Consider the following 23,330-nt stretch of genomic DNA (forward strand, 5'->3'; position numbering starts at 1 on the left):
GTCGGAGGGCATTTGAGTGTGGAGCCTAGGAGATTCGAACTCCTGACATCTGCCTTGCAAAGGCAGCGCTCTACCAACTGAGCTAAGGCCCCATGGAAGTGGACGCACCGGTCCCCTGCGGGAGGTGTGGTCGTTCCGCAGAACAGAGTACCGGGTGTACCCCCTCATCTCGCAAAATGATAGGGACTCCCGCCGTGCGACCACTCTCCGTAAGATGCTCGCGAGGTTCGCACCAGCGAAGGGGAGTAGTAAGAGTGGACGCAGTACAACAAGAGGCCACGGCCAGAGCCAGAGAGCTTCAGCGCAGTTGGTACGGGGAGCCGCTGGGAGCTCTCTTCCGCCGGCTCATAGATGACCTCGGCTTGAACCAGGCCCGCCTCGCTGCCGTCCTCGGACTGTCGGCGCCCATGCTGTCCCAGCTGATGAGCGGCCAGCGAGCCAAGATCGGGAACCCGGCCGTGGTCCAGCGCGTCCAGGCCCTCCAGGATCTCGCAGGCCAGGTGGCCGACGGAAGCGTCAGTGCGGGGGAGGCCACCGACCGGATGGACGAGATCAAGAAGACCCAGGGAGGCTCCGTCCTCAGCAACAGCGGCCAGACCACCACCAGCTCCGGCGCACCCACGGTCAAGCGGGTCGTCCGCGAGATCCAGTCGCTGCTGCGCTCGGTCTCCGCGGCCGGCGACATCATCGACGCGGCGAACACCCTCGCCCCCAGCCACCCGGAACTGGCAGAGTTCCTCCGGGTGTACGGCGCGGGCCGCACCGCCGACGCGGTCGCCCACTACGAGGCCCACCAGAACTGACACGCACGCACGGGGGCGGACGACGGGTGACGGGGGACGGGCGCAGCGATGGGTGAGGTCTTCGCCGGTCGGTACGAGCTGATCGATCCGATCGGACGCGGTGGCGCGGGTGCCGTGTGGCGGGCCTGGGACCACCGCCGCCGCCGCTACGTGGCCGCGAAGGTCCTCCTGCAGAGCGACGCCCACACGCTCCTGCGCTTCGTACGGGAGCAGGCACTGCGGATCGACCATCCGCACGTACTGGCTCCGGCCAGCTGGGCGGCCGACGACGACAAGGTCCTCTTCACCATGGACCTGGTCGGCGGCGGCTCGCTCGGCCATGTGATCGGGGACTACGGGCCCCTGCCGCCCCGTTTCGTGTGCGGCCTGCTCGACCAGCTCCTGTCGGGCCTCGCGGCGGTGCACGCGGAGGGCGTGGTGCACCGCGACATCAAACCGGCCAACATCCTGATGGAGGCCACCGGAACCGGGCGGCCGCACCTGCGGCTGTCCGACTTCGGCATCTCCATGCGCAAGGGCGAGCCCCGGCTGACCGAGACCGACCTCGTGGTGGGCACGCCGGGCTATTTCGCCCCCGAGCAACTCCTGGGCGCCGAGCCCGACTTCCCCGCCGACCTCTTCGCCGTGGGGCTGGTCGCCCTGTACCTCCTCCAGGGCCGCAAGCCCGACTCCCGGGCACTGGTGGAGCACTTCTTCGCGCAGGGCACCCCGGGCGCCCCCGAAGGCGTTCCCGCACCGCTGTGGGACGTCATCGCCGCTCTCCTGCAGCCGGACCCCCAGAGCCGCTTCCGGACGGCCACAGGGGCGCGCAAAGCCCTTGCCGAGGCCGTGGAGCTGCTGCCGCCGCCCGCCCCGGACGAGGATCCGGTGGAGGTGTTCGACCAACTCGGCCCGCTGCCGCCCGGCTTCGGCCCGCAGGGCCCGCTGAGCACGGCGGCCGCGCCCCCGCAGGCACCCGCGCCCGCCGCCGAGGCCGTGGCGCCGGGGGCTTCCGCCTCCGTGACGGTGCCCGCGGAGCCGGTCCGGCCCGACCCGCGCGGTACGGCGGGTACGGCCCCGGCGGCCCGCACCGCGCCGACGGCCCCGTACCCGGCCGCTCCCGCCGCTCCCGCCGTCCCCGTCCCTGTGGCCGCAGTCCCGGCCCGGGTACCCGCGTACGGGCCTTCGGAGACGGGCAGCTTCCACCTGCCGCCGCCGGGCGCGCCGGCCGCGCCGGTCTCCTCGGCCCCCGCCGGGGCGCCGGTCCGGGCGGGCGGCAGGATCGCCCCGCCCCGGGCGAAGGCGGTGGCCTCCCTGCTCGCCGCGGCGCTGCTCTGCTTCGCGGTGGGCGTCTGGGCCCTCACCCGGTTGTAGGACCGCGCCCCCGCCGCCCGAGCAGCGTCCAGCCGCCCAGCACCAGCAGCAGGACGGTCCCGGCCCCGAATCCGGCGCCCGCCACGATCCGCATCGTGGAGTGCCGCTCGACGGCCTCGGCGGCCTCCGGGGCGGTGAGCCCCTCCTTGGCCGCGGCCCGGTCCCCGTCGCCCACGCCGAAGCCTCCCGCGGCCGGACTCCCCCGGTACGCGGGCGGCTTGGCGGGCGTACCCGTGACGTCCAGGCGCAGGGTCAGCGGCACGGGCGCCGCGTCCTCGGTGAACTCGGCGACCTTCGCGCCCATCGTGACCGCGACGTAGTACCAGCCCGCGACGGAGACCGGCTTCACGCCCTGATCGCCTGCGAAGCGGTTCTCGTACGCGACGGGCGGGGTCTTCTCCAGGGTGATCCCGGCCTGCTTGCCGTCGTACGAGGTGTCCTTGTCGGAGATCAGGCCCCGGTACGGGCTGTAGAGGGACACGGTGAGCCCGCCCGACGCCGAGCCGTAGGTCTTGGTCATCTTCGCGGCGGCCAGTTCGGCGCCGAGGCCCAGCTGCTGCCCCCAGTCCAGCGGGACCCGGTAGAAGCGGGTCTGCCCGGGCCGCATCTCGTCGCGCCACACGCCGGCGTCCAGGGCGCGGGCGTCGTTGAAGCCGGTGCCGCCGCTGCGGGGCACCGCCTCGGTGCCGGGCAGCACGGGGGCGCCCGAGGGCCAGGTGCTGGGCGCGGTGGTGGGGCCGCCTGCGCCGAGGCCGGGCTCCCGCTGGACCTTGATCTCCAGCGGCCAGGGGCTCTGGTCGTAGCCCTTGGCCGACGTCCGCGTGACCTTGGCGTAGTAGACGCCCGCGGGCGCGCAGTCCTCGTCCTCGGCGCCCCGGCGGACGCCCGCGGCGCCGATCGGGTAGGGGTCGTAGCCGAAGTTCGCCCGGCCGCCGCTGCGCGGGCAGGAGCGCCCGGCGGTGGTCATGACCTCCACGGCGATGCCGTCGCCGCCGGAGACCTTCGCACCGGCCGCGGGGCGGACCACGGCGGAGACGTAGACGTCGGACCCGTCCTGGTCCAGGACGAGCCGGTACACGCGTTCCCCCGGCCCGAGCGTGTCCCGGTAGACGTTCCCGGCCTCGATCTGCGGGGCGTCGGCCGTGGAGGGCTTGCCCTCGATCGCCTTGGCGCCGTCCGCGGCCCGGTAGGTCGGCAGGGGGCCGGGCGCGGCCCCCTCGGCGTACGCGACCCCCGGCGCTCCCGCGACCAGGCCCAGGGCCGCCGCCCACGCTGTCGTCCGTCCCCGAACCATCACGCCCACCCCGAGTTTGCTTGCGCAAGCCAAATCTTTACATAACGGAATTTTTCGTCACAGAGCAGCACAAAGCCCCGGCCGCAGCGGCAGCCGGGGCTTCATGAATCAGCCTTGGGTCTCACACACCGGAACCAGAGGGCACGGAGTCAGTTGCCTCCGTCCACAGGTCCTGCTCGGCGCGGTCCGCCTGGATCTGGCGGTACACGAGGAGCCCGCCGATGGCGGCCAGTGCGACCAGGAGCAGCTTCTTCACCGCGCGACCTCGTCTTTCGTTGACGTAGGGGACTTCTGGCGCCCAACAATACACACCGACCGATACCGATCGGTGACCTGGCGGTCCACCAACTGGCCCAACCACGAAGACCCCCAGGCCTTGGCCTGGGGGTCTTCGACACTGTGGGGCTAACAGGATTTGAACCTGTGGCCTCATCCTTATCAGGGATGCGCTCTAACCAACTGAGCTATAGCCCCATCCGCGCTGCGCGCTGACTCCTGAAGATTAGCGCACAGACCCGGTCAGGCCAAAATCCGTTGTCCGGGGGCGTCTGCGCAGGTCATCCGACCCGTCGCGGGCGCCCGGGCGGAGGGCCTACTCGTCCTCGGCGAGGGTGAGCTCCACACCGCCGACGAAGCCCGCCGACAGGTTGTAGATGAACGCGCCCAGCGTCGCCAGTGCCGTCGCCAGCACCACGTCGATCACCGCGATGACCGATGTGAAGATCAGAACGCGCGGCAGCGACAGGAACGACTGGAGGTCGAAACCGTTGCCCTCGTTCGAACCGGTCGCCTCGCTGATCGTGCCGCCGACGGTCGAGAAGACGCCCATCGCGTCCATGACCATCCACAGCACGGCCGCCGCCACGATCGTGCAGATGCCCAGCGCGATCGACAGCAGGAAGCTGACCTTCATGACCGACCACGGGTCGGCCTTGGCCACCCGCAGCCGCGCCTTGCGCGTGCGGGGCGCCGTACGGACCCCCGTGCGCGGCTTGCGCTGCGCACCCGTTCCCGTGCCGCCCTTCGCCGCCGCGGGGCCCGAGGGTGCCGGGTAGGCCTGCGGCGGGTGGTACGGCTGTGCGGGCTTTTCCTGGCCGGCGTCCGCGCCGACCGACGGCTTCGGACCTCGGGTGTCCGTCACGGTTCCCCCCTGGGAGTCCGCGGCAGGGCCACGGGCACCGTTCGCTCCAGTCTTGGCCGGTCCGGCGCCCGTGGCTCCACTCACGACTTACTCCTCGTGCTCCCCGGCCGAGGGCTGCGTGCCCTCGGCGGCCTCGGCGGCCTGTCCGTCGGCCACCTCGGTGTCGTTCTCGTCGGCCTCGACCTCGTCAGCTTCCTGACCGGCCTCGGCGTTCCGGGCGATGCCGACCACGGCATCGCGCTTGCCCAGGTTGATCAGCTGGACGCCCATGGTGTCACGGCCGGTCTCCCTGACTTCGTTGACGCGCGTACGAATCACACCACCGCCGAGCGTGATGGCGAGAATCTCGTCGCTCTCGTCGACCACGAGCGCCCCGACGAGCGATCCGCGGTCCTCCACGATCTTGGCGGCCTTGATACCCAGACCGCCACGGCCCTGGACGCGGTACTCGTCGACCGGCGTCCGCTTGGCGTAGCCGCCGTCGGTCGCGGTGAAGACGAACGTACCCGGCCTGACAACGTTCATCGAGAGCAGTTCGTCACCTTCTCGGAAACTCATGCCCTTCACGCCCGAGGTGGCGCGGCCCATCGGACGCAGCGCGTCGTCGGTGGCCGTGAAGCGGATCGACTGCGCCTTCTTGCTGATCAGCAGCAGGTCGTCCTCGGCGGACACCAGCTCCGCACCGATCAGCTCGTCGTCGCTTCCGTCCTCGGTCTCCCGGAGGTTGATGGCGATGACGCCGCCCGAACGGGGCGAGTCGTAGTCCTTGAGAGCCGTCTTCTTCACCAGGCCGCCCTTGGTGGCCAGGATCAGGTAGGGCGCCGCCTCGTAGTCGCGGATCGCGAGGATCTGGGCGATCTTCTCGTCCGGCTGGAAGGCCAGCAGGTTCGCCACGTGCTGTCCGCGGGCGTCGCGGCCGGCGTCCGGGAGCTCGTACGCCTTGGACCGGTAGACCCGGCCCTTGTTCGTGAAGAACAGCAGCCAGTGGTGCGTGGTGGAGACGAAGAAGTGGTCGACCAGGTCGTCCTGCTTCAGCTTGGTGCCGCGCACGCCCTTGCCGCCGCGCTTCTGCGAGCGGTAGTCCTCGGTCTTGGTGCGCTTGACGTAGCCGCCGTGCGTGATCGTGACGACGATGTCCTCTTCGGCGATCAGGTCCTCGATGGACATGTCACCGTCGAAGGGCACCAGCTTGGAACGCCGGTCGTCGCCGAACTTCTCGACGATGGCCGCCAGTTCCTCGCTGACGATGGAGCGCTGACGCTCCTCCGAGGCCAGGATCGCGTTGTACTCGTTGATCTTGGCCTGGAGCTCGTCGTGCTCGGCGACGATCTTCTGCCGCTCCAGGGCCGCGAGGCGGCGGAGCTGCATCTCCAGGATCGCGTTCGCCTGGATCTCGTCGATCTCCAGGAGGCCCATCAGGCCCTCGCGCGCGATCTCGACCGTGTTGCTGCGCCGGATCAGCGCGATGACCTCGTCGATCGCGTCCAGCGCCTTGAGCAGACCGCGCAGGATGTGGGCGCGCTCCTCCGCCTTGCGCAGGCGGAACTTCGTGCGCCGGACGATGACCTCGATCTGGTGCGTCACCCAGTGGCGGATGAACGCGTCGATCGACAGCGTGCGCGGCACGCCGTCCACCAGCGCCAGCATGTTCGCGCCGAAGTTGGTCTGCAGCTCGGTGTGCTTGTACAGGTTGTTCAGCACGACCTTGGCGACGGCGTCGCGCTTCAGCACGATCACCAGGCGCTGGCCGGTCCGGGACGAGGTCTCGTCACGGACGTCGGCGATGCCGCCGACCTTGCCGTCCTTCACCAGGTCCGCGATCTTCTGCGCGAGGTTGTCGGGGTTGGTCTGGTACGGGAGCTCCGTGACCACCAGGCACTGGCGGTTCTGGATCTCCTCGACCTCCACCACCGCGCGCATCGTGATGGAGCCGCGACCGGTCCGGTACGCCTCCTCGATGCCCTTGCGGCCCACGACCAGGGCGCCCGACGGGAAGTCAGGGCCCTTGATCCGCTCGATGAGCGCGTCCTGGAGCTCCTCGTGCGAGGCCTCCGGGTGCTCCAGCGCCCACTGGGCGCCGGCCGCGACCTCGCGGAGGTTGTGCGGCGGGATGTTGGTCGCCATGCCGACCGCGATGCCGGCGCTGCCGTTGACCAGGAGGTTCGGGAAGCGCGCCGGCAGGACCGTCGGCTCCTGGTTGCGGCCGTCGTAGTTGTCCTGGAAGTCGACGGTCTCCTCGTCGATGTCCCGGAGCATCTCCATGGCCTGCGGCATGAGCTTGCACTCGGTGTAGCGCATCGCGGCCGCCGGGTCGTTGCCCGGGGAGCCGAAGTTGCCGTTGCTGTCCACCAGCGGCATGCGCATCGACCACGGCTGGGCCAGGCGGACCAGGGCGTCGTAGATCGAGCTGTCACCGTGCGGGTGGTAGGTGCCCATGACGTCGCCGACGACGCGGGCGCACTTGTAGAAGCCCTTCTCGGGCCGGTAGCCGCCGTCGTACATCGCGTACAGCACGCGGCGGTGCACCGGCTTGAGGCCGTCCCGTACGTCGGGCAGCGCGCGGGACACGATGACGGACATCGCGTAGTCGAGGTAGGAGCGCTGCATCTCCGTCTCGAGCCCGACGGGCTCGATGCGCAGCACGGGCTGCTCCTCCGCGGGATTCTCGGCGGTGGGGGTGGTTTCGTCGGCCATTGCTGGTCAGAAGTCCTTTCAGGCGGCGGTCAGCGGAGCCGACTCAGATGTCGAGGAAGCGGACGTCCTTGGCGTTGCGCTGGATGAAGGAGCGTCGTGCTTCGACGTCCTCGCCCATGAGCACCGAGAACAGGTCGTCGGCCTGGGCCGCGTCGTCGAGGGTGACCTGGCCGAGCACGCGGTGGTCCACGTCCATGGTCGTGACGCGCAGCTCCTCGGCGTTCATCTCGCCCAGACCCTTGAAGCGCTGGATCGAGTCTTCCTTGATCCGCTTGCCGTTCTGCTTGCCGAGCTCCACCAGCGCGTCGCGCTCGCGGTCCGAGTACGCGTACTCGAAGTCGTCCCGACCCCACTTGATCTTGTACAGCGGGGGACGCGACAGGTACACGTGACCGGCCTCGACCAGCGGCCGCATGAAGCGGAAGAGGAAGGTCAGCAGCAGGGTGTTGATGTGCTGGCCGTCGACGTCGGCGTCCGCCATCAGGATGATCTTGTGATAGCGGAGCTTCTCGATGTCGAAGTCCTCGTGCACACCGGTACCGAAAGCACTGATCAGCGCCTGGACCTCGGTGTTCTGCAGGATCTTGTCGATCCGGGCCTTCTCGACGTTCAGGATCTTGCCGCGGATCGGCAGGATGGCCTGGTACATCGGGTTGCGGCCGACTTCGCGGAGCCACCGGCCGAGTCACCCTCGACGATGAAGATCTCGCACTTGGTCGGATCGTTCGACTGGCAGTCCGACAGCTTGCCCGGCAGCGAGGCCGACTCCAGCAGGCCCTTGCGACGGGTCAGGTCACGGGCCTTGCGGGCCGCGACACGCGCCGTGGCCGCCTGGATCGACTTGCGGATGATGTCCGCCGCCTCGACCGGATTGCGGTCGAACCAGTCGTTCAGGTGCTCGTGGACGACCTTCTGCACGAAGGTCTTGGCCTCCGTGTTGCCCAGCTTCGTCTTCGTCTGGCCCTCGAACTGCGGCTCACCCAGCTTGACCGAGATGATCGCCGTCAGACCCTCACGGATGTCCTCACCCGCAAGGTTGTCGTCCTTCTCCCGCAGCAGCTTCTTGTCCCGCGCGTAACGGTTCACCAGACCCGTCAGGGCCGCACGGAAGCCTTCCTCGTGCGTACCGCCCTCGTGCGTGTGGATCGTGTTCGCGAAGGAGTAGACCCCCTCCGTGTACTGCGAGTTCCACTGCATCGCGATCTCGACCGAGAGCATGCGCTCCTTGTCCTCGGCCTCGACGTCGATGACGGTCGGGTGGATGAGCTCACCCTTGCGCGAGTTGAGGTACTTCACGAAGTCGACGATGCCGCCCTCGTAGTAGTACTTCACCGTGCGCGCCTGGGGCTCGGCCGCGTCCGCGTCCGGGTCGTCGGCGCCCGCGGTGGCCTTGGCCGACTCGCGCTCGTCGGTCAGCGACAGGGTCAGGCCCTTGTTGAGGAAGGCCATCTCCTGGAAGCGCCGCGAGAGCGTCTCGAAGGAGTACTCGGTCGTCTCGAAGATGTCGCCGTCGGCCCAGAAGGTGACCGAGGTGCCCGTCTCGGCGGTCTCCTCGTTCTTCGCCAGGGCGGCGGTCGGGGCACCGAGCTTGTAGTCCTGCGTCCAGCGGTAGCCGTCACGCCGCACCTCGACCGCAACGCGCGTGGACAGCGCGTTGACGACGGAGACGCCGACGCCGTGCAGACCGCCGGAGACGGCGTAGCCGCCGCCGCCGAACTTGCCGCCGGCGTGCAGGACGGTCAGGACGACCTCGACGGCCGGCTTGCCCTCGGACGGCACGATGTCGACCGGGATGCCTCGGCCGTTGTCGACGACCTTGACCCCCCCGTCGGCCAGGATCGTCACGTCGATGGTGTCCGCGTGCCCGGCCAGGGCCTCGTCGACCGAGTTGTCCACGACCTCGTAGACGAGGTGGTGCAGACCGCGCTCGCCGGTCGAGCCGATGTACATGCCGGGCCGCTTGCGGACCGCGTCCAGGCCCTCCAGGACCTGAATGTTGCTGCCGGTATACGAAGACCCACCTGCCTCGGCGGCCTCGCCGTCGGCGGTGGACTCGTTCTTGTCGTTGGGGTTGCCGGAATCGGCCACGAAGCGCCCTTTCTGGCACAGCACAGGCCGAACTCCGGGCCAGCAGGCATGCAAGCAGGAGCGGCTGCGTCGATCTGCGTTGTCAGCGTTTGTCAGCGGGATCCCGCAAGCGGGCGGGATTTGCTTCAGTCTACCGGTACCACCGACATGAATGGGGGTTTGCCGGTACCTGAGTCCGCATGTGCCGCCCTGAACCTCCTCTCTCCGACTCCCCACATCCGGGAAGGGGCTCAAAGAGGCTCACGCGGGCGTCCAGCCCTTCGGGCTGTCAACCTCCGACTACCGTGAGGGACGCCACCCGGATCTGCCGATCTCCGGCCCGGCAGACCCCTCCGGCCGCTTCAGCCTCGCCGGCGTTCGAGGCCCGGGTCCGGGGCGGCGCCCCGGGTCCCGCGGAGCGGGCTGCAGGTCACCGCACGGGCAGCCCCGCAGGGGACCGTCACCCGTAGGTGTCCCCGGGACCCTTGCTGCCCGGCGCCCGCCACGGCCCGTAGCCCTTCGGCCGTCCTCCGGGCCCCTGCACCTTGATCAGACGTACGGTGCCCTGCCCCAGATCCGCGTTCAGCCGCGCGACCAGCTGCGGAGCCAGCAGCTTCAGCTGGGCCGCCCACGCAGAGGAATCGCACCGCACCACAAGTTCACGGTCCTCGTAGCGTTCCGGTTCACAGTGGGCCGCGATCTCCGGGCCGACGATCTCCGGCCAGCGCTCCATCACGCCCGCCACCGCCATCGGCATCTCCCAGCCGCGTTCGGTGCGCAGCCGGTCCAGCGCCGCCATGAGCGGCATCGGGTCCCGGCCGTCCGCGCGGGCTCCCGAGCGCAGCCCAGGCTGCTGGCGCTTCTTCCCGACGGCCGCGTTGCCCCGGGCCCGCGCCTGCTCCCGCGCCGCCGCGAGGGCCTGGCGCGCAAGGTCCACCCCGGAGGCCTCCGGGGTCCTGCGACCCTCCTGCGGGTCCTTGGCGTGCTCGTTCACAGCCGGGTCACCTCACCGCCGGACACCCCGAACCGCGTTCCCACCAGCACCCCCGGGACGTCGTCGTCGACGGCCGCCGTCACCAGGACCTGCTCGCCCGGAGCCACCAGCTCCGCCAGCCGCTCCCGGCGCCGCGTGTCCAGCTCGGCGAACACGTCGTCGAGGATCAGCACCGGCTCGCTGCCCTCCGAGCGCAGCAGCTCGTAGGAGGCCAGCCGCAGCGCGAGCGCGTACGACCACGACTCCCCGTGGCTCGCGTACCCCTTCGCGGGCAGTTCGCCGAGCCGCAGCACCACGTCGTCGCGGTGCGGGCCCACCAAGGTCACACCGCGCTCGATCTCCTGCTTGCGCACCTCGGCCAGCGCGGCCAGCAGCACCTCGTAGAGGGCCTCGCGGGTGCGCGCCGCGCCGCTGTCCACCGCCTCGCCGGCCGAGGACTTGTACGCCAGTCCCAGCGGGCCCCCGCCGGGCGCGAGCTGCTCGTAGGCCTTGTCCGCCAGCGGCAGCATGGTCGCGATCAGATCCAGCCGCTGCGCGAGCAGCTCCGCACCCACGCGCGCGAGGTGCTGGTCCCACACGTCGAGGGTGGAGAGGTCCAGGGAGCGGCCGCCGTGCCTGCGGGCCATCGCGGCCGACTTCAGCAGGGTGTTGCGCTGCTTGAGCACCCGCTCGTAGTCGGAGCGGACCGCGGCCATCCGCGGCGAGCGCGCCGTGACCAGCTCGTCCAGGAAGCGCCGCCGCTCACCCGGGTCGCCCTTGACCAGGGCCAGGTCCTCCGGGGCGAACAGCACCGTCCGTATGATCCCCAGCACGTCCCGCGGCCTGACCTGCGAGGACCGGTTGATCCGGGCCCGGTTCGCCCGGCCGGGATTGAGCTCCAGCTCCACCAGCTGCTGGCGCTCGCCCTGGGTGACGGCCGCGCGGATGATCGCCCGGTCGGCGCCCATGCGTACGAGCGGGGCGTCCGAGGAGACCCGGTGGCTGCCGAGGGTCGCGAGGTAGCCGATCGCCTCGACGAGGTTGGTCTTCCCCTGGCCGTTGGGGCCCACGAAAGCGGTGACGCCCGGGTCGAGCGGAACCTCGGCCCGGGCGTACGAGCGGAAGTCGGCCAATGAGAGATGCGAAACGTGCATACGGCGCCGACCTCCCCCGGCTTTCCAACTGCTCGCTGTGGTGCTGTGCCGCTGCGTCGCGGTACTGCCGTACCTGCTGCGGCCCTGTGCTGCGGAGTGCTACTTCTTCTCGACCGCGTGGCCGCCGAACTGGTTGCGCAGCGCGGCGATCATCTTCATCTGCGGGGAGTCGTCCTGCCGCGAGGCGAAGCGCGCGAAGAGCGACGCGGTGATCGCGGGCAGCGGTACGGCGTTGTCGATCGCCGCCTCCACCGTCCAGCGTCCCTCGCCGGAGTCCTGGGCGAAGCCGCGCAGCTGGTCCAGGTGCTCGTCCTCGTCGAGGGCGTTCACGGCCAGGTCCAGCAGCCAGGAGCGGATGACGGTGCCTTCCTGCCAGGAGCGGAAGACCTCGCGGACGTCGGTGACCGAGTCCACCTTCTCCAGGAGCTCCCAGCCCTCGGCGTAAGCCTGCATCATGGCGTACTCGATGCCGTTGTGGACCATCTTCGCGAAGTGGCCCGCTCCGACCTTGCCGGCGTGCACGGCGCCGAACTCGCCCTCGGGCTTGAGGGCGTCGAAGACCGGCTGCACACGGGCCACGTCCTCGGCGGCGCCGCCGTACATGAGCGCGTAGCCGTTCTCGAGGCCCCACACGCCACCGGAGACACCGCAGTCGACGAAGCCGATGCCCTTGGCCTTCAGCTCCTCGGCGTGCTTCTCGTCGTCGGTCCAGCGGGAGTTGCCGCCGTCGACGACGATGTCGCCGGGCGAGAGCAGCTCGGCGAGCTCGTCGACCGTGGACTGGGTGGCCGCACCGGCCGGGACCATGATCCACACGACGCGGGGGGCCTGCAGGCTGTCCACAAGCTCCTGCAGGCTGTGGACATCCGCGAGGTCCGGGTTGCGGTCGTATCCGATGACGGTGTGGCCTGCGCGGCGGATGCGCTCGCGCATGTTGCCGCCCATCTTGCCGAGACCGACGAGACCAAGCTCCATCAGGTGGTTCCTTAAGCGTTGTGGCCGTCTTTGCCGGGGCTTCCCCGGCCGTGTCCTCACCGGACGCTCAGGGGGGTCGCCCACCGGATCCGAGCCTACGCCGGGCCGTGGCGGCAGGCCTTGCGGGCGCTCCATGGCGGCCGGCCCGGTTCACGGGATTCCCGGTTCTCCCGGCGCCCTCCCCAGCCTGTGGACGACGCCGGGCCCGGCCCCGCTGCGTGCGAGACCGGGCCCGGCGTCCACAGGTGGAACGTCAGCCGGACAGTCGCACCGGCATGATCAGGTACTTGTAGGCCTCGTCGGCCTCCGCGTCGATCGCCGGGCGGCCGCTGAGCAGGGCGGGCTTGGTCGACGTGGTGAAGCTGAGCTGGGCCACCGGGGACGCGATCGCGCTCAGGCCGTCCAGCAGGAAGGTCGGGTTGAAGGCGATCGAGATGTCGTCGCCGTCCAGCTGCGCGTCGACCCTTTCCACAGCCTGTGCGTCGTCGGAGGAACCGGCCTCCAGGATGAGCACACCCTTCTCGAAGCTGAGGCGGACCGGGGTGTTGCGCTCGGCCACCAGGGCCACGCGCTTGACGGCCTCGACGAAGGGCGCGGTCTCGATCACGGCGATCGAGTTGAACTCCGTCGGGAACAGCGTCCGGTACTTGGGCAGGTCGCCTTCGAGCAGCCGGGTGGTGGTGCGGCGGCCGGCGCCCTCGAAACCGATCAGGCCCTCGCCCGCACCGGAGCCGGACAGCGCCAGGGTGACGGTGTCACCGCTGGTGAGCGAGTTGGCGATCTCCTGGAGCGTCTTGGCGGGCACCAGGGCCACGGCCGAGGCGTCCGGGTTCTCGGGCTTCCACAGGAACTCGCGGACCGCGAAGCGGTAGCGGTCGGTGGAGGCCAGGGTGACGCGGTCGCCCTCGATCTCGATGCGGACACCGGTCAGCACCGGCAGCGTGTCGTCACGGCCGGCGGCGGTGGCCACCTGCTTGGCGGCGGAGGCGAAGACCTCGCCGGCCACGGTGCCGGTCGCGGTCGGCATCTGCGGCAGTGCCGGGTACTCCTCCACAGGCAGGGTGTGGAGTGTGAATCGCGAGGAGCCGCAGACCACGGTCGCCCGTACACCGTCTGTGGAAATCTCCACCGGGCGGTTGGGGAGGGCGCGGCAGATGTCGGCGAGCAGCCGGCCGGAGACCAGGACGGTGCCGTCCTCCTCGACGTCCGCCTCGACGGAGACGCGGGCCGAGACCTCGTAGTCGAAGCCGGAGAGGCTCAGGGTGCCCTCCTCGGCCTTCAGCAGCAGGCCCGCGAGAACGGGCACCGGCGGCCGGGCCGGGAGGCTACGGGCGGCCCAAGCCACCGCCTCCGCGAGTACGTCGCGCTCCACCCGGATCTTCACCGGAACCGCCTCCTGCTGTTGCTCGCTCGTCTGCCGGCCTTCGTCGTCGGCTCGTCGATGCCTCGACCGATGCCGGGGACCAGTCTGACGTACGGCGCCGACACTCGGTGCGGCTGGCGGTCAAGTCGGGAGCGAGGCGCTGGGGCGGGCGATCGACGAGTTGTGCACAGGACCCGCTTGAAAACCGAAACCGGCCTAACTCTCTATGGGGGTAGTAGTAGGGCCTGTGGAAACGGTGGATAAGTCCGTTCTCGCAGGTCAACCCCAGTTTTTTATCCACCGACCCTGTGGGCGACACCGGTGGACAACCCCGTGTCTCTGTGGAGAACGAAAAGTTCTGCACAGGCTGTCCCCAGGGGACCCCGATTACTCCACAGGTGTGTCCCCAGCTTTCCCCCGGTACTCCACAACCCAAACGTCTACATCGGTGTGACCGCTTTCACTCCGGGCGGTGAGAGGGGGTGGTGTGTTGCCGAACAGTGGACAAGGGTGTGGAGAAGGCCGCGCATCCTGTGCACAGGACGTGGAAACCTGTGGGCCGACGGTGGACAACGCCGTGGACAGGGCTGTGGACGAAATAGTTGTCCACAGCCTGTGGATGACGTTTGTGCACAATTCCACAGGGGTCTGACCAGCCCTGATGGGGCCTCACCCCGCACGCCTGTGGACAGATTGTGGGCGACGCAGCCCGTCCCCAGGGTGTGGACGGAAGAAAGTCTCCCAATCTGTGGATGAGTTGCTCCGGCGGGGGCGTATTCGAACAGGTCAGGGGCGCGCGAACGAAGAAGGGCGCCCCCGTTGTGGACCGGGAGCGCCCTCTGTTTGCGTGTGAAGGGGCCCTGAAGCGGCCCCGAACCGGGTGTCGGGGGCCGCGCTCAGGCGTTCTTGATGCGGTTGGTGAGCTCGGTGACCTGGTTGTAGATGGAGCGGCGCTCGGCCATCAGAGCGCGGATCTTGCGGTCCGCGTGCATGACGGTCGTGTGGTCGCGGCCGCCGAACTGGGCCCCGATCTTGGGCAGTGAGAGGTCGGTGAGCTCCCGGCACAGGTACATGGCGATCTGCCGGGCGGTGACCAGGACCCGGCTGCGCGAGGAGCCGCACAGGTCGTCCACGGTCAGGCCGAAGTAGTCGGCGGTGGCCGCCATGATGTCGGAGGCCGTGATCTCCGGAGCGCTGTCCTCGCCGCCCGGGATCAGGTTCTTCAGGACGTCCTCGGTGAGGCCCAGGTCGACCGGCTGCCGGTTGAGGCTCGCGAACGCCGTGACCCGGATCAGCGCCCCCTCCAGCTCGCGGATGTTGCGCGAGATGCGGGAGGCGATGAACTCCAGTACCTCCGGCGGGGCGTTGAGCTGTTCCTGGACGGCCTTCTTGCGCAGGATCGCGATACGGGTCTCCAGCTCGGGCGGCTGGACGTCGGTGATCAGGCCCCACTCGAAGCGGTTGCGGAGCCGGTCCTCCAGGGTGACCAGCTGCTTGGGCGGCCGGTCGGAGGAGAGCACGATCTGCTTGTTGGCGTTGTGGAGTGTGTTGAAGGTGTGGAAGAACTCCTCCTGCGTCGACTCCTTGCTCGCGAGGAACTGGATGTCGTCGACGAGCAGGATGTCCATCTCGCGGTAGCGCTTGCGGAACGCGTCGCCCTTGCCGTCGCGGATGGAGTTGATGAACTCGTTGGTGAACTCCTCGGAGCTCACGTACCGCACCCGGGTGCCGGGGTAGAGGCTCCGCGCGTAGTGCCCGATGGCGTGCAGCAGGTGCGTCTTGCCGAGGCCCGACTCCCCGTAGACGAAGAGGGGGTTGTAGGCCTTCGCGGGTGCCTCGGCGACGGCCACCGCGGCGGCGTGCGCGAAGCGGTTGGAGGCGCCGATGACGAAGGTGTCGAAGAGGTACTTGGGGTTCAGCCGTGCGGTCGGCTCCAGCGGGCCCGAGGTGGAGCTGCCGGACGGGGACGGCGGCGCCGCTGGCCGGCCGGGGGCCTGGCGCGGTGCCGGCTGCTCGTACTGCTGGGGCTCGTACGGCTGCTGCTCGTATTGATGGGACTGGTGCTGCTGGGCCTCGTACGGGGACGGCTCGTACTTCTGCTGCTCGTAGGAGCCCTGGTCGTAACCGGAGGGCTCGGGCTGCTGGAGGTAGCCCGGCTGCGGGGAGGCGTACGGATCGCGCTCGGGGAAACCGCCGAGGCGCGGCTGCTGCCAGCCGTAGTCGTCCTGCTGGCCGCCGCGGGGCCAGGCGCCGGGCTCGGGGCGCTGCTGCTGGTAGTCCGGGTACGCCGGGCGGGCGGTGGGCAGCTGGTCGTCGCCGGGTCCGCCGCCGGGGCGCTGGCCGCCGTACGGCTCGTACCCGCCCTGCTGCTGGACGGGCGGGGCGGGGGGCGCGGGCTCGCCGGCGGAGTCGTCCACGGTGATGGCGATCCGGATGGGGCGGCCGCACTCACGGCTGAGGGCGTCACTGATCAGCGGGGCGAGCCGGCCTTCGAGGACGCGCTTGCCCCATTCGTTGGGGACGGCCAGCAGTGCGGTGTCGGCGACGAGTGCCAGGGGCTGACACCGCTCGACCCACTGCTTGTCCTTGGGCTCGATCCCCGGCTGTCCCTCCCCGAGGAGCTTTTCGAGCACCCTTGGCCACACTGCGGCAAGATCGGCAGGTACGTCAGCCACAGAGCACGCTCTCTCACAGGAGTCCCACGAATGTGTGGTTCTTTGGGACGGTCGGGACAAAAAATCCGGGGTCAGGCAACGGTAGTCAGGCCAGCGGGTACGGTTCAAGTCGTTGTCCACAGCCTGTGCACAGTGTGGGGCCACGTCGGCTCGGTTTGACCGGATGGCGTAGCCGCGCGTACCGTAACGAGGTCGAGTTGTCGATGGCTGCTGCCGCCTGCCTACCGATGGGCGAAGGTCACTGATAGTGATCATTTAGCGGTGCCACTCGGGCGAACACGCGAGTTTCCTCGTGGGCGCACGGTGACAGCCAGGCGATGTCCCGCCACAACGATTCATTCTCTGGAGCCCCCGAGTGAGCAAGCGCACCTTCCAGCCGAACAACCGCCGTCGTGCCAAGACCCACGGCTTCCGCCTGCGGATGCGTACCCGTGCCGGTCGCGCGATCCTCGCGAACCGTCGTGGCAAGGGCCGCGCCGCCCTTTCCGCGTAACCACACGCAGGTCGTGACGTCGTGCTGTCTCCCGAAAATCGGCTGAGGCGGCGCGAGGACTTCGCGAGCGCGGTACGTCGAGGTCGTCGGGCTGGTCGCCCGCTCCTCGTCGTCCATCTACGTACAAGCGGTGCAACGGACCCGCACGAGTCGGGGGAGATCGATCCCTCGACGCGTGCGGGTTTCGTCGTCAGCAAGGCTGTCGGCAACGCCGTCATACGTAACCGGGTCAAGCGCCGTCTGCGCCATCTGGTCCGCGAGCGGCTGTCTCAGCTGCCCGCCGGTAGCCTGGTGGTGGTACGTGCGTTGCCCGGAGCGGGTGATGCCGGCCCCGACGAGCTGGCCCGGGACCTGGATGCCGCTCTGGTGCGGCTCCTGGGAGGCGTGGCTCGATGAAGTACCCGCTGCTCGCTTTGATCAAGCTGTACCAGTGGACGATCAGTCCGCTGCTCGGGCCGGTGTGCCGCTACTACCCGTCGTGTTCGCACTACGGGTACACGGCCATCGACCGGCATGGTGCGGTGAAAGGGACGGCCCTGACCGCCTGGCGGATCCTGCGGTGCAATCCGTGGTCCCCGGGTGGCGTGGACCACGTCCCAGCCCGTAAACGCCCGCGTTGGCACGAGCAGCTGCGCAGTGCGTTGCGTAGATCTCGCAATGCTCAAGGAGCCTGATTAGTGGACACGATTGCCAGTCTGTTCAGCTTTATCACTTACCCCGTCTCGTGGATCATCGTCCAGTTCCACTCGCTGTACGGGGCGATCTTCGGTGAGTCGAGTGGGTTGGCCTGGGGCCTGTCCATCGTGTCCCTAGTGATCTTGATCCGTATCTGCCTGATCCCGCTCTTCGTGAAGCAGATCAAGGCGACGCGGGGTATGCAGGCGCTCCAGCCGAAGATGAAGGCGATCCAGGAGCGCTACAAGAACGACAAGCAGCGTCAGTCCGAAGAGATGATGAAGCTGTACAAGGAGACGGGTACCAACCCGCTCTCCTCGTGCCTGCCCATCCTGGCGCAGTCCCCGTTCTTCTTCGCGCTGTACCACACGCTGTCGAACATCGCCGATGGCAAGCCGGTCGGTGCGATGGACCAGCAGCTGGTCGACAGCGCCCGTGCGGCCAAGATCTTCGGTGCGCCGATCGCCGCGAAGTTCATGGACAGCCCCGAGAAGGTCGCCGCCCTCGGCGCGACCCTGACGGACGTCCGGATCGTGACCGCCGTCATGATCATCATGATGTCGCTGTCGCAGTTCTACACCCAGCGTCAGCTGATGCAGAAGAACGTCGACCTCTCGGTCAAGACGCCGTTCATGCAGCAGCAGAAGATGCTGATGTACATCTTCCCGGTGATCTTCGCGGTCATGGGCATCAACTTCCCCGTCGGTGTTCTCGTCTACTGGCTGACCACGAACGTGTGGACCATGGGTCAGCAGATGTACGTGATCAGCCAGAACCCGACGCCGGGCAGCAAGGCGCAGGACCAGTACCTGACCCGCCTGCTGAAGCAGATCAGCACGCACGGTGAGCTCAAGGGCCGGGGCCGGAAGCGGGTCGTCGCGGCGATCGTCGCCAAGGGGCCGGACCGCAACGACAACGAGCGCAAGTTCATCGCCGCCCTCACCAAGCAGGGCATGGCCGCGCAGCCCGACGGCTCCGTGATCAAGAGTGTCGAGGCCACGGCAGACTCGGATGCGGCGAGCGGCGGTGCCGCGAAGCGGCAGCAGCCGAAGCGCCAGTCGAAGTCGCAGCGTCAGACCCCCAGCAAGCCCGCTCCCAAGAAGTAAGAAGGAGTCCCTCCCGTGACGGAAGGCACCACCACCGCCGCCGCTGAGAGTGGCGACACCCTGACCCGCCTCGAGCAGGAGGGTGAGATCGCGGCCGACTACCTCGAGGGTCTGCTGGACATCGCCGACCTGGACGGCGACATCGACATGGATGTCGAGGCCGACCGGGCCGCGGTGTCGATCGTCAGTGACTCGGCCAGCCGTGATCTGCAGAAGCTCGTGGGCCGCGACGGTGAGGTTCTGGAGGCTCTGCAGGAGCTGACCCGCCTCGCCGTGCACCGGGAGACCGGGGACCGCAGCCGGCTGATGCTGGACATCGCCGGGTTCCGTGCGAAGAAGCGCGAGGAGCTGGCGGCGCTGGGCGCCCAGGCCGCGGCGGACGTGAAGGCGTCCGGCGAGCCGCTGAAGCTGGCTCCGATGACCCCGTTCGAGCGGAAGGTCGTCCACGACGCCGTGGCGGCCGCCGGTCTGCGCAGCGAGTCCGAGGGCGAGGAGCCGCAGCGCTTCGTCGTTGTGCTCCCTGCCTGATCGTCTGCGCGAGTTGTTCGGCCCCGTCTGTGTCGCAGGCGGGGCCGATGTTTGTCAGCCTGGCCTGACAGGTGAACGACGCCTCATCTTGAAGACGTGGTTTTTCAGAACCATGCGGTACGGAAGGACGGTCCCCGTGACGGAGGCAGCTGAGCTTCCCCCGGCGCCTGAAGAGGCGCGCGCGGTGTTCGGTGAGTTTTTCCCGGAAGCTGTGCGGTACGCGGAGCTGCTGGCGGACGCAGGAGTCAAGCGGGGCCTGATCGGGCCGCGTGAGGTGCCGCGCCTGTGGGAGCGGCACCTGCTGAACTGCGCTGTGCTGTCGGAGGTGGTGCCCCAGGGCGTCACCGTGTGCGACGTGGGCTCGGGCGCGGGTCTGCCCGGTATCCCGCTCGCTCTGGTGCGACGGGATCTCAAGATCACGCTGCTCGAACCGCTGCTGCGGCGTACGACCTTCCTCCAGGAGGCCGTGGAGCTGCTGGGCCTGGACCACGTCACGGTGGTGCGGGGGCGGGCCGAGGAGGTCCTGGGCAAGCTGCAGCCGGTGCACGTGGTGACGGCGCGGGCGGTGGCTCCGCTGGACCGGCTGGCCGGCTGGGGTGTGCCCCTGCTGCGGCCGTACGGCGAGATGCTGGCGCTGAAGGGTGACACCGCGGACGAGGAGCTGGTGTCGGCGAAGACGGCGCTGGCGAAGCTGGGTGTGGTGAAGACCTCGGTGCTGCACGTGGGTGAGGGGCTGGTGGACCCTCTGTCGACGGTGGTGCGGGTCGAGGTCGGAGAGAGCCCTGGAGGGGTGAGGTTCGCGGCCAAGCGGGCCAAGGCGGCCCGGGTGGGACGCACCCGCCGACGCCGGTGATTCTTCGCTGATTCGCTGACGGCCGGGGCCCACACGGGAGATTTCATCCGTGTTGGGCCCTATAGGTATGGATTTCGGAGTGTCGTAGCGGCCGGAAGACTCCGTCCGGGCATCGTGTTTCACGTGAAACGTCGCTCTCTGCTGCACGGAATCATCAGTCGCGGTCGTGCGGCTGCGTCCCCCGCCAGCGCAAGGACGCAAGGGGGACAGAGTTGTCCACATCGGTGGATTCATCCACAGGAGAACGGGCCCCGCTGGTTCGCGACCCGGGTGACATGGGAGGCTCTGTTCATCGCGAGCCTGATGTCGAGGAGAGTGACACCGTGCGGTCCGACGCCAACCTCGCGGGGCCCATGGCCGATCCGGTCCCCGGGCCCCGCTCTGAACCGGCGGGTGAGGATGTTTCACGTGAAACATTGCCTCCGCCTCTTGTAGACAACGACACCCCCATCGGCCGAGCCGCCCAGCAGGCGGTCGAGGCGCTGGGGCGCGCCGGTGAGAGGCTGCCCCGGCCGAATCAGACCCGGGTCATCGTGGTCGCCAACCAGAAGGGCGGCGTGGGCAAGACCACGACGACCGTGAACCTGGCGGCCTCACTCGCGCTGCACGGTGCACGGGTCCTGGTGGTCGACCTCGACCCGCAGGGCAACGCGTCCACGGCCCTGGGTATCGACCACCACGCCGACGTGCCGTCCATCTACGACGTGCTCGTGGACAGCCGGCCGCTGCTGGAGGTCGTCCAGCCGGTGGTGGACGTGGAGGGGCTCTTCTGTGCCCCGGCGACGATCGACCTGGCGGGTGCGGAGATCGAGCTGGTGTCGCTCGTGGCGCGGGAGAGCCGCCTCCAGCGGGCGATCCAGGCGTACGACCAGCCCCTCGACTACATCCTGATCGACTGTCCTCCCTCGCTCGGCCTGCTGACGGTGAACGCACTGGTGGCCGGCGCGGAGGTGCTGATCCCGATCCAGTGCGAGTACTACGCACTGGAGGGCCTGGGCCAGCTGTTGCGCAATGTCGATCTGGTGCGGGCCCACCTCAACCCGACGCTCCATGTGTCCACCATCCTGCTGACGATGTACGACGGCAGGACGCGGCTGGCCTCGCAGGTGGCGGAGGAGGTGCGCAGCCACTTCGGCAAGGAGGTGCTGCGGACGAGTATCCCCCGGTCGGTGCGCATTTCCGAGGCGCCGAGCTATGGGCAGACGGTGCTCACGTACGACCCGGGTTCCAGTGGTTCCCTCTCCTACCTGGAGGCAGCGCGAGAGATCGCGTATCGGGGGGTCGGCATTCAGTACGACGCTCGGCACGCCCATCTGGGCCCGGGCACGAACAGCACGCAGAGTGTGGCGGAGGGGATCCAGTGAGTGAGCGACGTAGAGGTCTGGGACGGGGGCTCGGTGCACTGATTCCCGCAGCTCCGCAGGAGAAGACGCCGCCGGTGATCAGCTCCGGTTCGACGTCCCCGTCGGCGGTGCCGACGCTGGCTTCGGAGCGGGGTGTCGCGGCGGCGAAGCTCGCTGCGCTCGTACAGGCCGATGTTTCACGTGAAACATCGCTCGCGGTCGTCCCGGAGGCCGATCCGGAGCCCCAGCTCCAGCCCGCGGCTGAGAGCAATGTGGTGGCGGGCGCGACGTTCGCCGAGCTCTCGATGGACGCGATCACGCCGAACCCGCGCCAGCCGCGCGAGGTGTTCGACGAGGACGCGCTCGCCGAGCTGGTGACCTCCATCCAGGAGGTGGGCCTGCTCCAGCCGGTGGTGGTGCGGCAGGCGGCCCCCGGCCGCTATGAGCTGATCATGGGTGAGCGGCGCTGGCGTGCCTGCCGCGAGGCCGGGCTGGAGGCCATTCCGGCGATCATCCGGGCGACGGACGACGAGAAGCTGCTGCTGGACGCGCTGCTGGAGAACCTGCACCGGGCTCAGCTGAACCCGCTGGAAGAGGCCGCGGCCTACGACCAGCTGCTCAAGGACTTCAACTGCACCCACGACCAGCTGGCCGACCGGATCGGACGTTCGCGTCCTCAGGTGTCGAACACGCTGCGGCTGCTCAAGCTCTCCCCTCCGGTGCAGCGCCGGGTGGCCGCGGGTGTGCTGTCGGCCGGGCACGCGCGTGCGCTGCTGTCGGTGGAGGACTCCGAGCAGCAGGACAAGCTGGCGCACCGGATCGTGGCCGAGGGTCTGTCGGTGCGTGCGGTCGAGGAGATCGTGACGCTGATGGCTTCGGAGCCGTCGAGTGCGGTGAAGCCGAAGGGTCCGCGTGCGGGTGCCCGTGTGGCTCCGGCGCTCAGCGAGCTGGCGACGCGGCTGTCGGACCGGTTCGAGACGCGGGTGAAGGTGGACCTGGGCCAGAAGAAGGGCAAGATCACCGTCGAGTTCGCCTCGATGGAGGATCTGGAGCGGATTCTGGGGACGCTGGCGCCGGGCGAGGGCCGGGTGCTGGATCAGGGTCTTGCCGGGGAGTGATCCCCGGGTCGCCGAGGGGCGGATCGCGACGGTGTACACCGACGCGATCCGCCCCTTCGCTTTGCTGTCGAAGAACGATCGACCAGTGGATACGATGCGGTCATGGGTCGTCGGCTGGTACCGCTCACGCTGGACAACCTCCAGGACCTGCCCCGTCGTTGCCGGTCCTGTGTGTTCTGGGAGCTGGACCCGGTCAGTGGTGAGGCCGCGGTGAAGGCGGGTACTCCGGCGCAGGAGAAAGAGGCGTGGATCTCCGCCGTCCTGCTGGAGTGGGGATCCTGCGGCCGAGTGGTCTATGTGGACGAGATCCCGGTGGGCTTCGTCCTTTACGCGCCGCCTGCGTACGTGCCGCGGGCCACTGCCTTTCCGACCAGCCCGGTCTCGCCCGATGCCGTTCAGCTGATCACCGCGTGGATCATGCCGGGGTACCAGGGGCAGGGACTGGGGCGTGTCATGGTCCAGACGGTGGCCAAGGACCTCCTGCGGCGGGGGTTCCGGGCGATCGAGGCGTTCGGGGACGCGCACTGGGAGGGCCCGGCGTGTCTGCTGCCCGCGGACCATCTCCTGGCGGTGGGCTTCAAGACGGTACGGCCGCATCCGGTGCATCCGCGGTTGCGGCTGGAGCTGCGGTCCACGCTGTCCTGGAAGGAAGATGTGGAGCTGGCGCTGGACCGGCTGCTGGGCGCGGCGCGCAAGGAGCCGGCGCTGCGGCCGCTGTGAGC

General features: G+C 69.2%; 20 protein-coding genes, 2 tRNA genes and 1 pseudogene. 11 read left to right on the forward strand and 12 right to left on the reverse strand.

Features of this window, described 5'->3' with window-relative positions; genetic code table 11:
* Window positions 1–19: 19 nt before the first annotated feature.
* Window positions 20–92: transfer RNA gene (locus KO717_RS18275), tRNA-Ala, on the reverse strand.
* Between the two features lie 162 nt (window positions 93–254).
* Between KO717_RS18275 and KO717_RS18280 the strand changes: the two genes are divergently transcribed.
* Window positions 255–803 (forward strand): helix-turn-helix domain-containing protein, encoded by a 549-nt coding sequence (locus KO717_RS18280; protein WP_030012999.1) that lies wholly within the window; start codon window positions 255–257, stop codon window positions 801–803.
* 48 nt (window positions 804–851) lie between these two features.
* Complete coding sequence (locus KO717_RS18285) at window positions 852–2,156, forward strand: serine/threonine-protein kinase (protein ID WP_301368941.1); 1,305 nt, start codon at window positions 852–854, stop codon at window positions 2,154–2,156.
* On the opposite strand, the gene KO717_RS18290 is transcribed toward KO717_RS18285, so the two are convergent.
* The 11 genes and pseudogenes from KO717_RS18290 to dnaA all read right to left on the reverse strand — a co-directional run bounded on the left by KO717_RS18290 (window position 2,143) and on the right by dnaA (window position 16,747).
* Window positions 2,143–3,450, reverse strand: coding sequence for a hypothetical protein (locus tag KO717_RS18290; RefSeq protein ID WP_301368943.1), 1,308 nt, complete (start codon window positions 3,448–3,450; stop codon window positions 2,143–2,145). The two genes, KO717_RS18285 and KO717_RS18290, sit on opposite strands and share 14 nt — an antisense overlap.
* Window positions 3,451–3,571: 121 nt before the next feature.
* Window positions 3,572–3,706, reverse strand: coding sequence for a DLW-39 family protein (locus KO717_RS18295; RefSeq protein ID WP_208809277.1), 135 nt, complete (start codon window positions 3,704–3,706; stop codon window positions 3,572–3,574).
* A 144-nt stretch (window positions 3,707–3,850) separates the two neighbouring features.
* A tRNA-Ile gene (locus KO717_RS18300) sits at window positions 3,851–3,924 on the reverse strand.
* Window positions 3,925–4,042: 118 nt separating this feature from the next.
* Window positions 4,043–4,591 (reverse strand): DUF3566 domain-containing protein, encoded by a 549-nt coding sequence (locus tag KO717_RS18305; RefSeq protein WP_301368960.1) that lies wholly within the window; start codon window positions 4,589–4,591, stop codon window positions 4,043–4,045.
* Window positions 4,592–4,678: 87 nt separating this feature from the next.
* Entirely contained in the window at window positions 4,679–7,285 is a 2,607-nt protein-coding gene (gyrA, locus tag KO717_RS18310) for a DNA gyrase subunit A (RefSeq protein ID WP_301368961.1), read from the reverse strand.
* A gap of 43 nt (window positions 7,286–7,328) precedes the next feature.
* Window positions 7,329–9,397: pseudogene (gene gyrB, locus KO717_RS18315) on the reverse strand (DNA topoisomerase (ATP-hydrolyzing) subunit B).
* Between the two features lie 415 nt (window positions 9,398–9,812).
* Window positions 9,813–10,346 (reverse strand): DUF721 domain-containing protein, encoded by a 534-nt coding sequence (locus KO717_RS18320; protein WP_301368962.1) that lies wholly within the window; start codon window positions 10,344–10,346, stop codon window positions 9,813–9,815.
* Window positions 10,343–11,479 (reverse strand): DNA replication/repair protein RecF, encoded by a 1,137-nt coding sequence (recF, locus tag KO717_RS18325; protein WP_301368964.1) that lies wholly within the window; start codon window positions 11,477–11,479, stop codon window positions 10,343–10,345. Before recF ends, KO717_RS18320 begins: the two co-directional genes overlap by 4 nt.
* A gap of 99 nt (window positions 11,480–11,578) precedes the next feature.
* Entirely contained in the window at window positions 11,579–12,454 is an 876-nt protein-coding gene (gene gnd / locus KO717_RS18330; RefSeq protein ID WP_437184527.1) for a phosphogluconate dehydrogenase (NAD(+)-dependent, decarboxylating), read from the reverse strand.
* Between the two features lie 253 nt (window positions 12,455–12,707).
* Complete coding sequence (gene dnaN, locus KO717_RS18335; protein ID WP_030956769.1) at window positions 12,708–13,838, reverse strand: DNA polymerase III subunit beta; 1,131 nt, start codon at window positions 13,836–13,838, stop codon at window positions 12,708–12,710.
* Between the two features lie 875 nt (window positions 13,839–14,713).
* A complete protein-coding gene (gene dnaA, locus KO717_RS18340) occupies window positions 14,714–16,747 on the reverse strand; it encodes a chromosomal replication initiator protein DnaA (RefSeq protein ID WP_437184528.1) in 2,034 nt (677 codons plus the stop codon).
* 100 nt (window positions 16,748–16,847) lie between these two features.
* Between dnaA and rpmH the strand changes: the two genes are divergently transcribed.
* The 9 genes from rpmH to KO717_RS18385 all read left to right on the forward strand — a co-directional run bounded on the left by rpmH (window position 16,848) and on the right by KO717_RS18385 (window position 23,328).
* Window positions 16,848–16,985 (forward strand): 50S ribosomal protein L34, encoded by a 138-nt coding sequence (rpmH, locus tag KO717_RS18345; protein ID WP_008741645.1) that lies wholly within the window; start codon window positions 16,848–16,850, stop codon window positions 16,983–16,985.
* A gap of 21 nt (window positions 16,986–17,006) precedes the next feature.
* Window positions 17,007–17,381, forward strand: coding sequence for a ribonuclease P protein component (gene rnpA, locus KO717_RS18350; RefSeq protein WP_094744568.1), 375 nt, complete (start codon window positions 17,007–17,009; stop codon window positions 17,379–17,381).
* On the forward strand, window positions 17,378–17,659 hold the full coding sequence (yidD, locus tag KO717_RS18355; protein ID WP_150258252.1) for a membrane protein insertion efficiency factor YidD: 282 nt from the start codon (window positions 17,378–17,380) through the stop codon (window positions 17,657–17,659). The genes rnpA and yidD overlap by 4 nt, the downstream gene beginning before the upstream one ends.
* Window positions 17,660–17,662: 3 nt before the next feature.
* Window positions 17,663–18,766: a membrane protein insertase YidC gene (gene yidC / locus KO717_RS18360; protein ID WP_301368980.1), complete on the forward strand. Its 1,104-nt coding sequence runs from the start codon at window positions 17,663–17,665 to the stop codon at window positions 18,764–18,766.
* 15 nt (window positions 18,767–18,781) lie between these two features.
* Window positions 18,782–19,294 carry a protein jag gene (locus tag KO717_RS18365; RefSeq protein ID WP_030008408.1) on the forward strand — a complete coding sequence of 171 codons (513 nt, stop codon included), beginning with the start codon at window positions 18,782–18,784 and terminating at the stop codon, window positions 19,292–19,294.
* A 136-nt stretch (window positions 19,295–19,430) separates the two neighbouring features.
* On the forward strand, window positions 19,431–20,147 hold the full coding sequence (gene rsmG / locus KO717_RS18370) for a 16S rRNA (guanine(527)-N(7))-methyltransferase RsmG (RefSeq protein WP_030008407.1): 717 nt from the start codon (window positions 19,431–19,433) through the stop codon (window positions 20,145–20,147).
* A gap of 275 nt (window positions 20,148–20,422) precedes the next feature.
* The gene (locus tag KO717_RS18375; protein ID WP_301368983.1) at window positions 20,423–21,511 is read left to right on the forward strand and encodes a ParA family protein; all 1,089 of its coding nucleotides are present in this window, start codon (window positions 20,423–20,425) and stop codon (window positions 21,509–21,511) included.
* Window positions 21,508–22,608, forward strand: a complete 1,101-nt coding sequence (locus KO717_RS18380; protein WP_301368984.1) for a ParB/RepB/Spo0J family partition protein — start codon at window positions 21,508–21,510, stop codon at window positions 22,606–22,608. Before KO717_RS18375 ends, KO717_RS18380 begins: the two co-directional genes overlap by 4 nt.
* Window positions 22,609–22,710: 102 nt before the next feature.
* Window positions 22,711–23,328 carry a GNAT family N-acetyltransferase gene (locus KO717_RS18385; RefSeq protein WP_150258246.1) on the forward strand — a complete coding sequence of 206 codons (618 nt, stop codon included), beginning with the start codon at window positions 22,711–22,713 and terminating at the stop codon, window positions 23,326–23,328.
* Window positions 23,329–23,330: the final 2 nt, after the last annotated feature.

This window comes from Streptomyces xanthophaeus (genome assembly GCF_030440515.1).
Taxonomy (GTDB): domain Bacteria; phylum Actinomycetota; class Actinomycetes; order Streptomycetales; family Streptomycetaceae; genus Streptomyces; species Streptomyces kutzneri.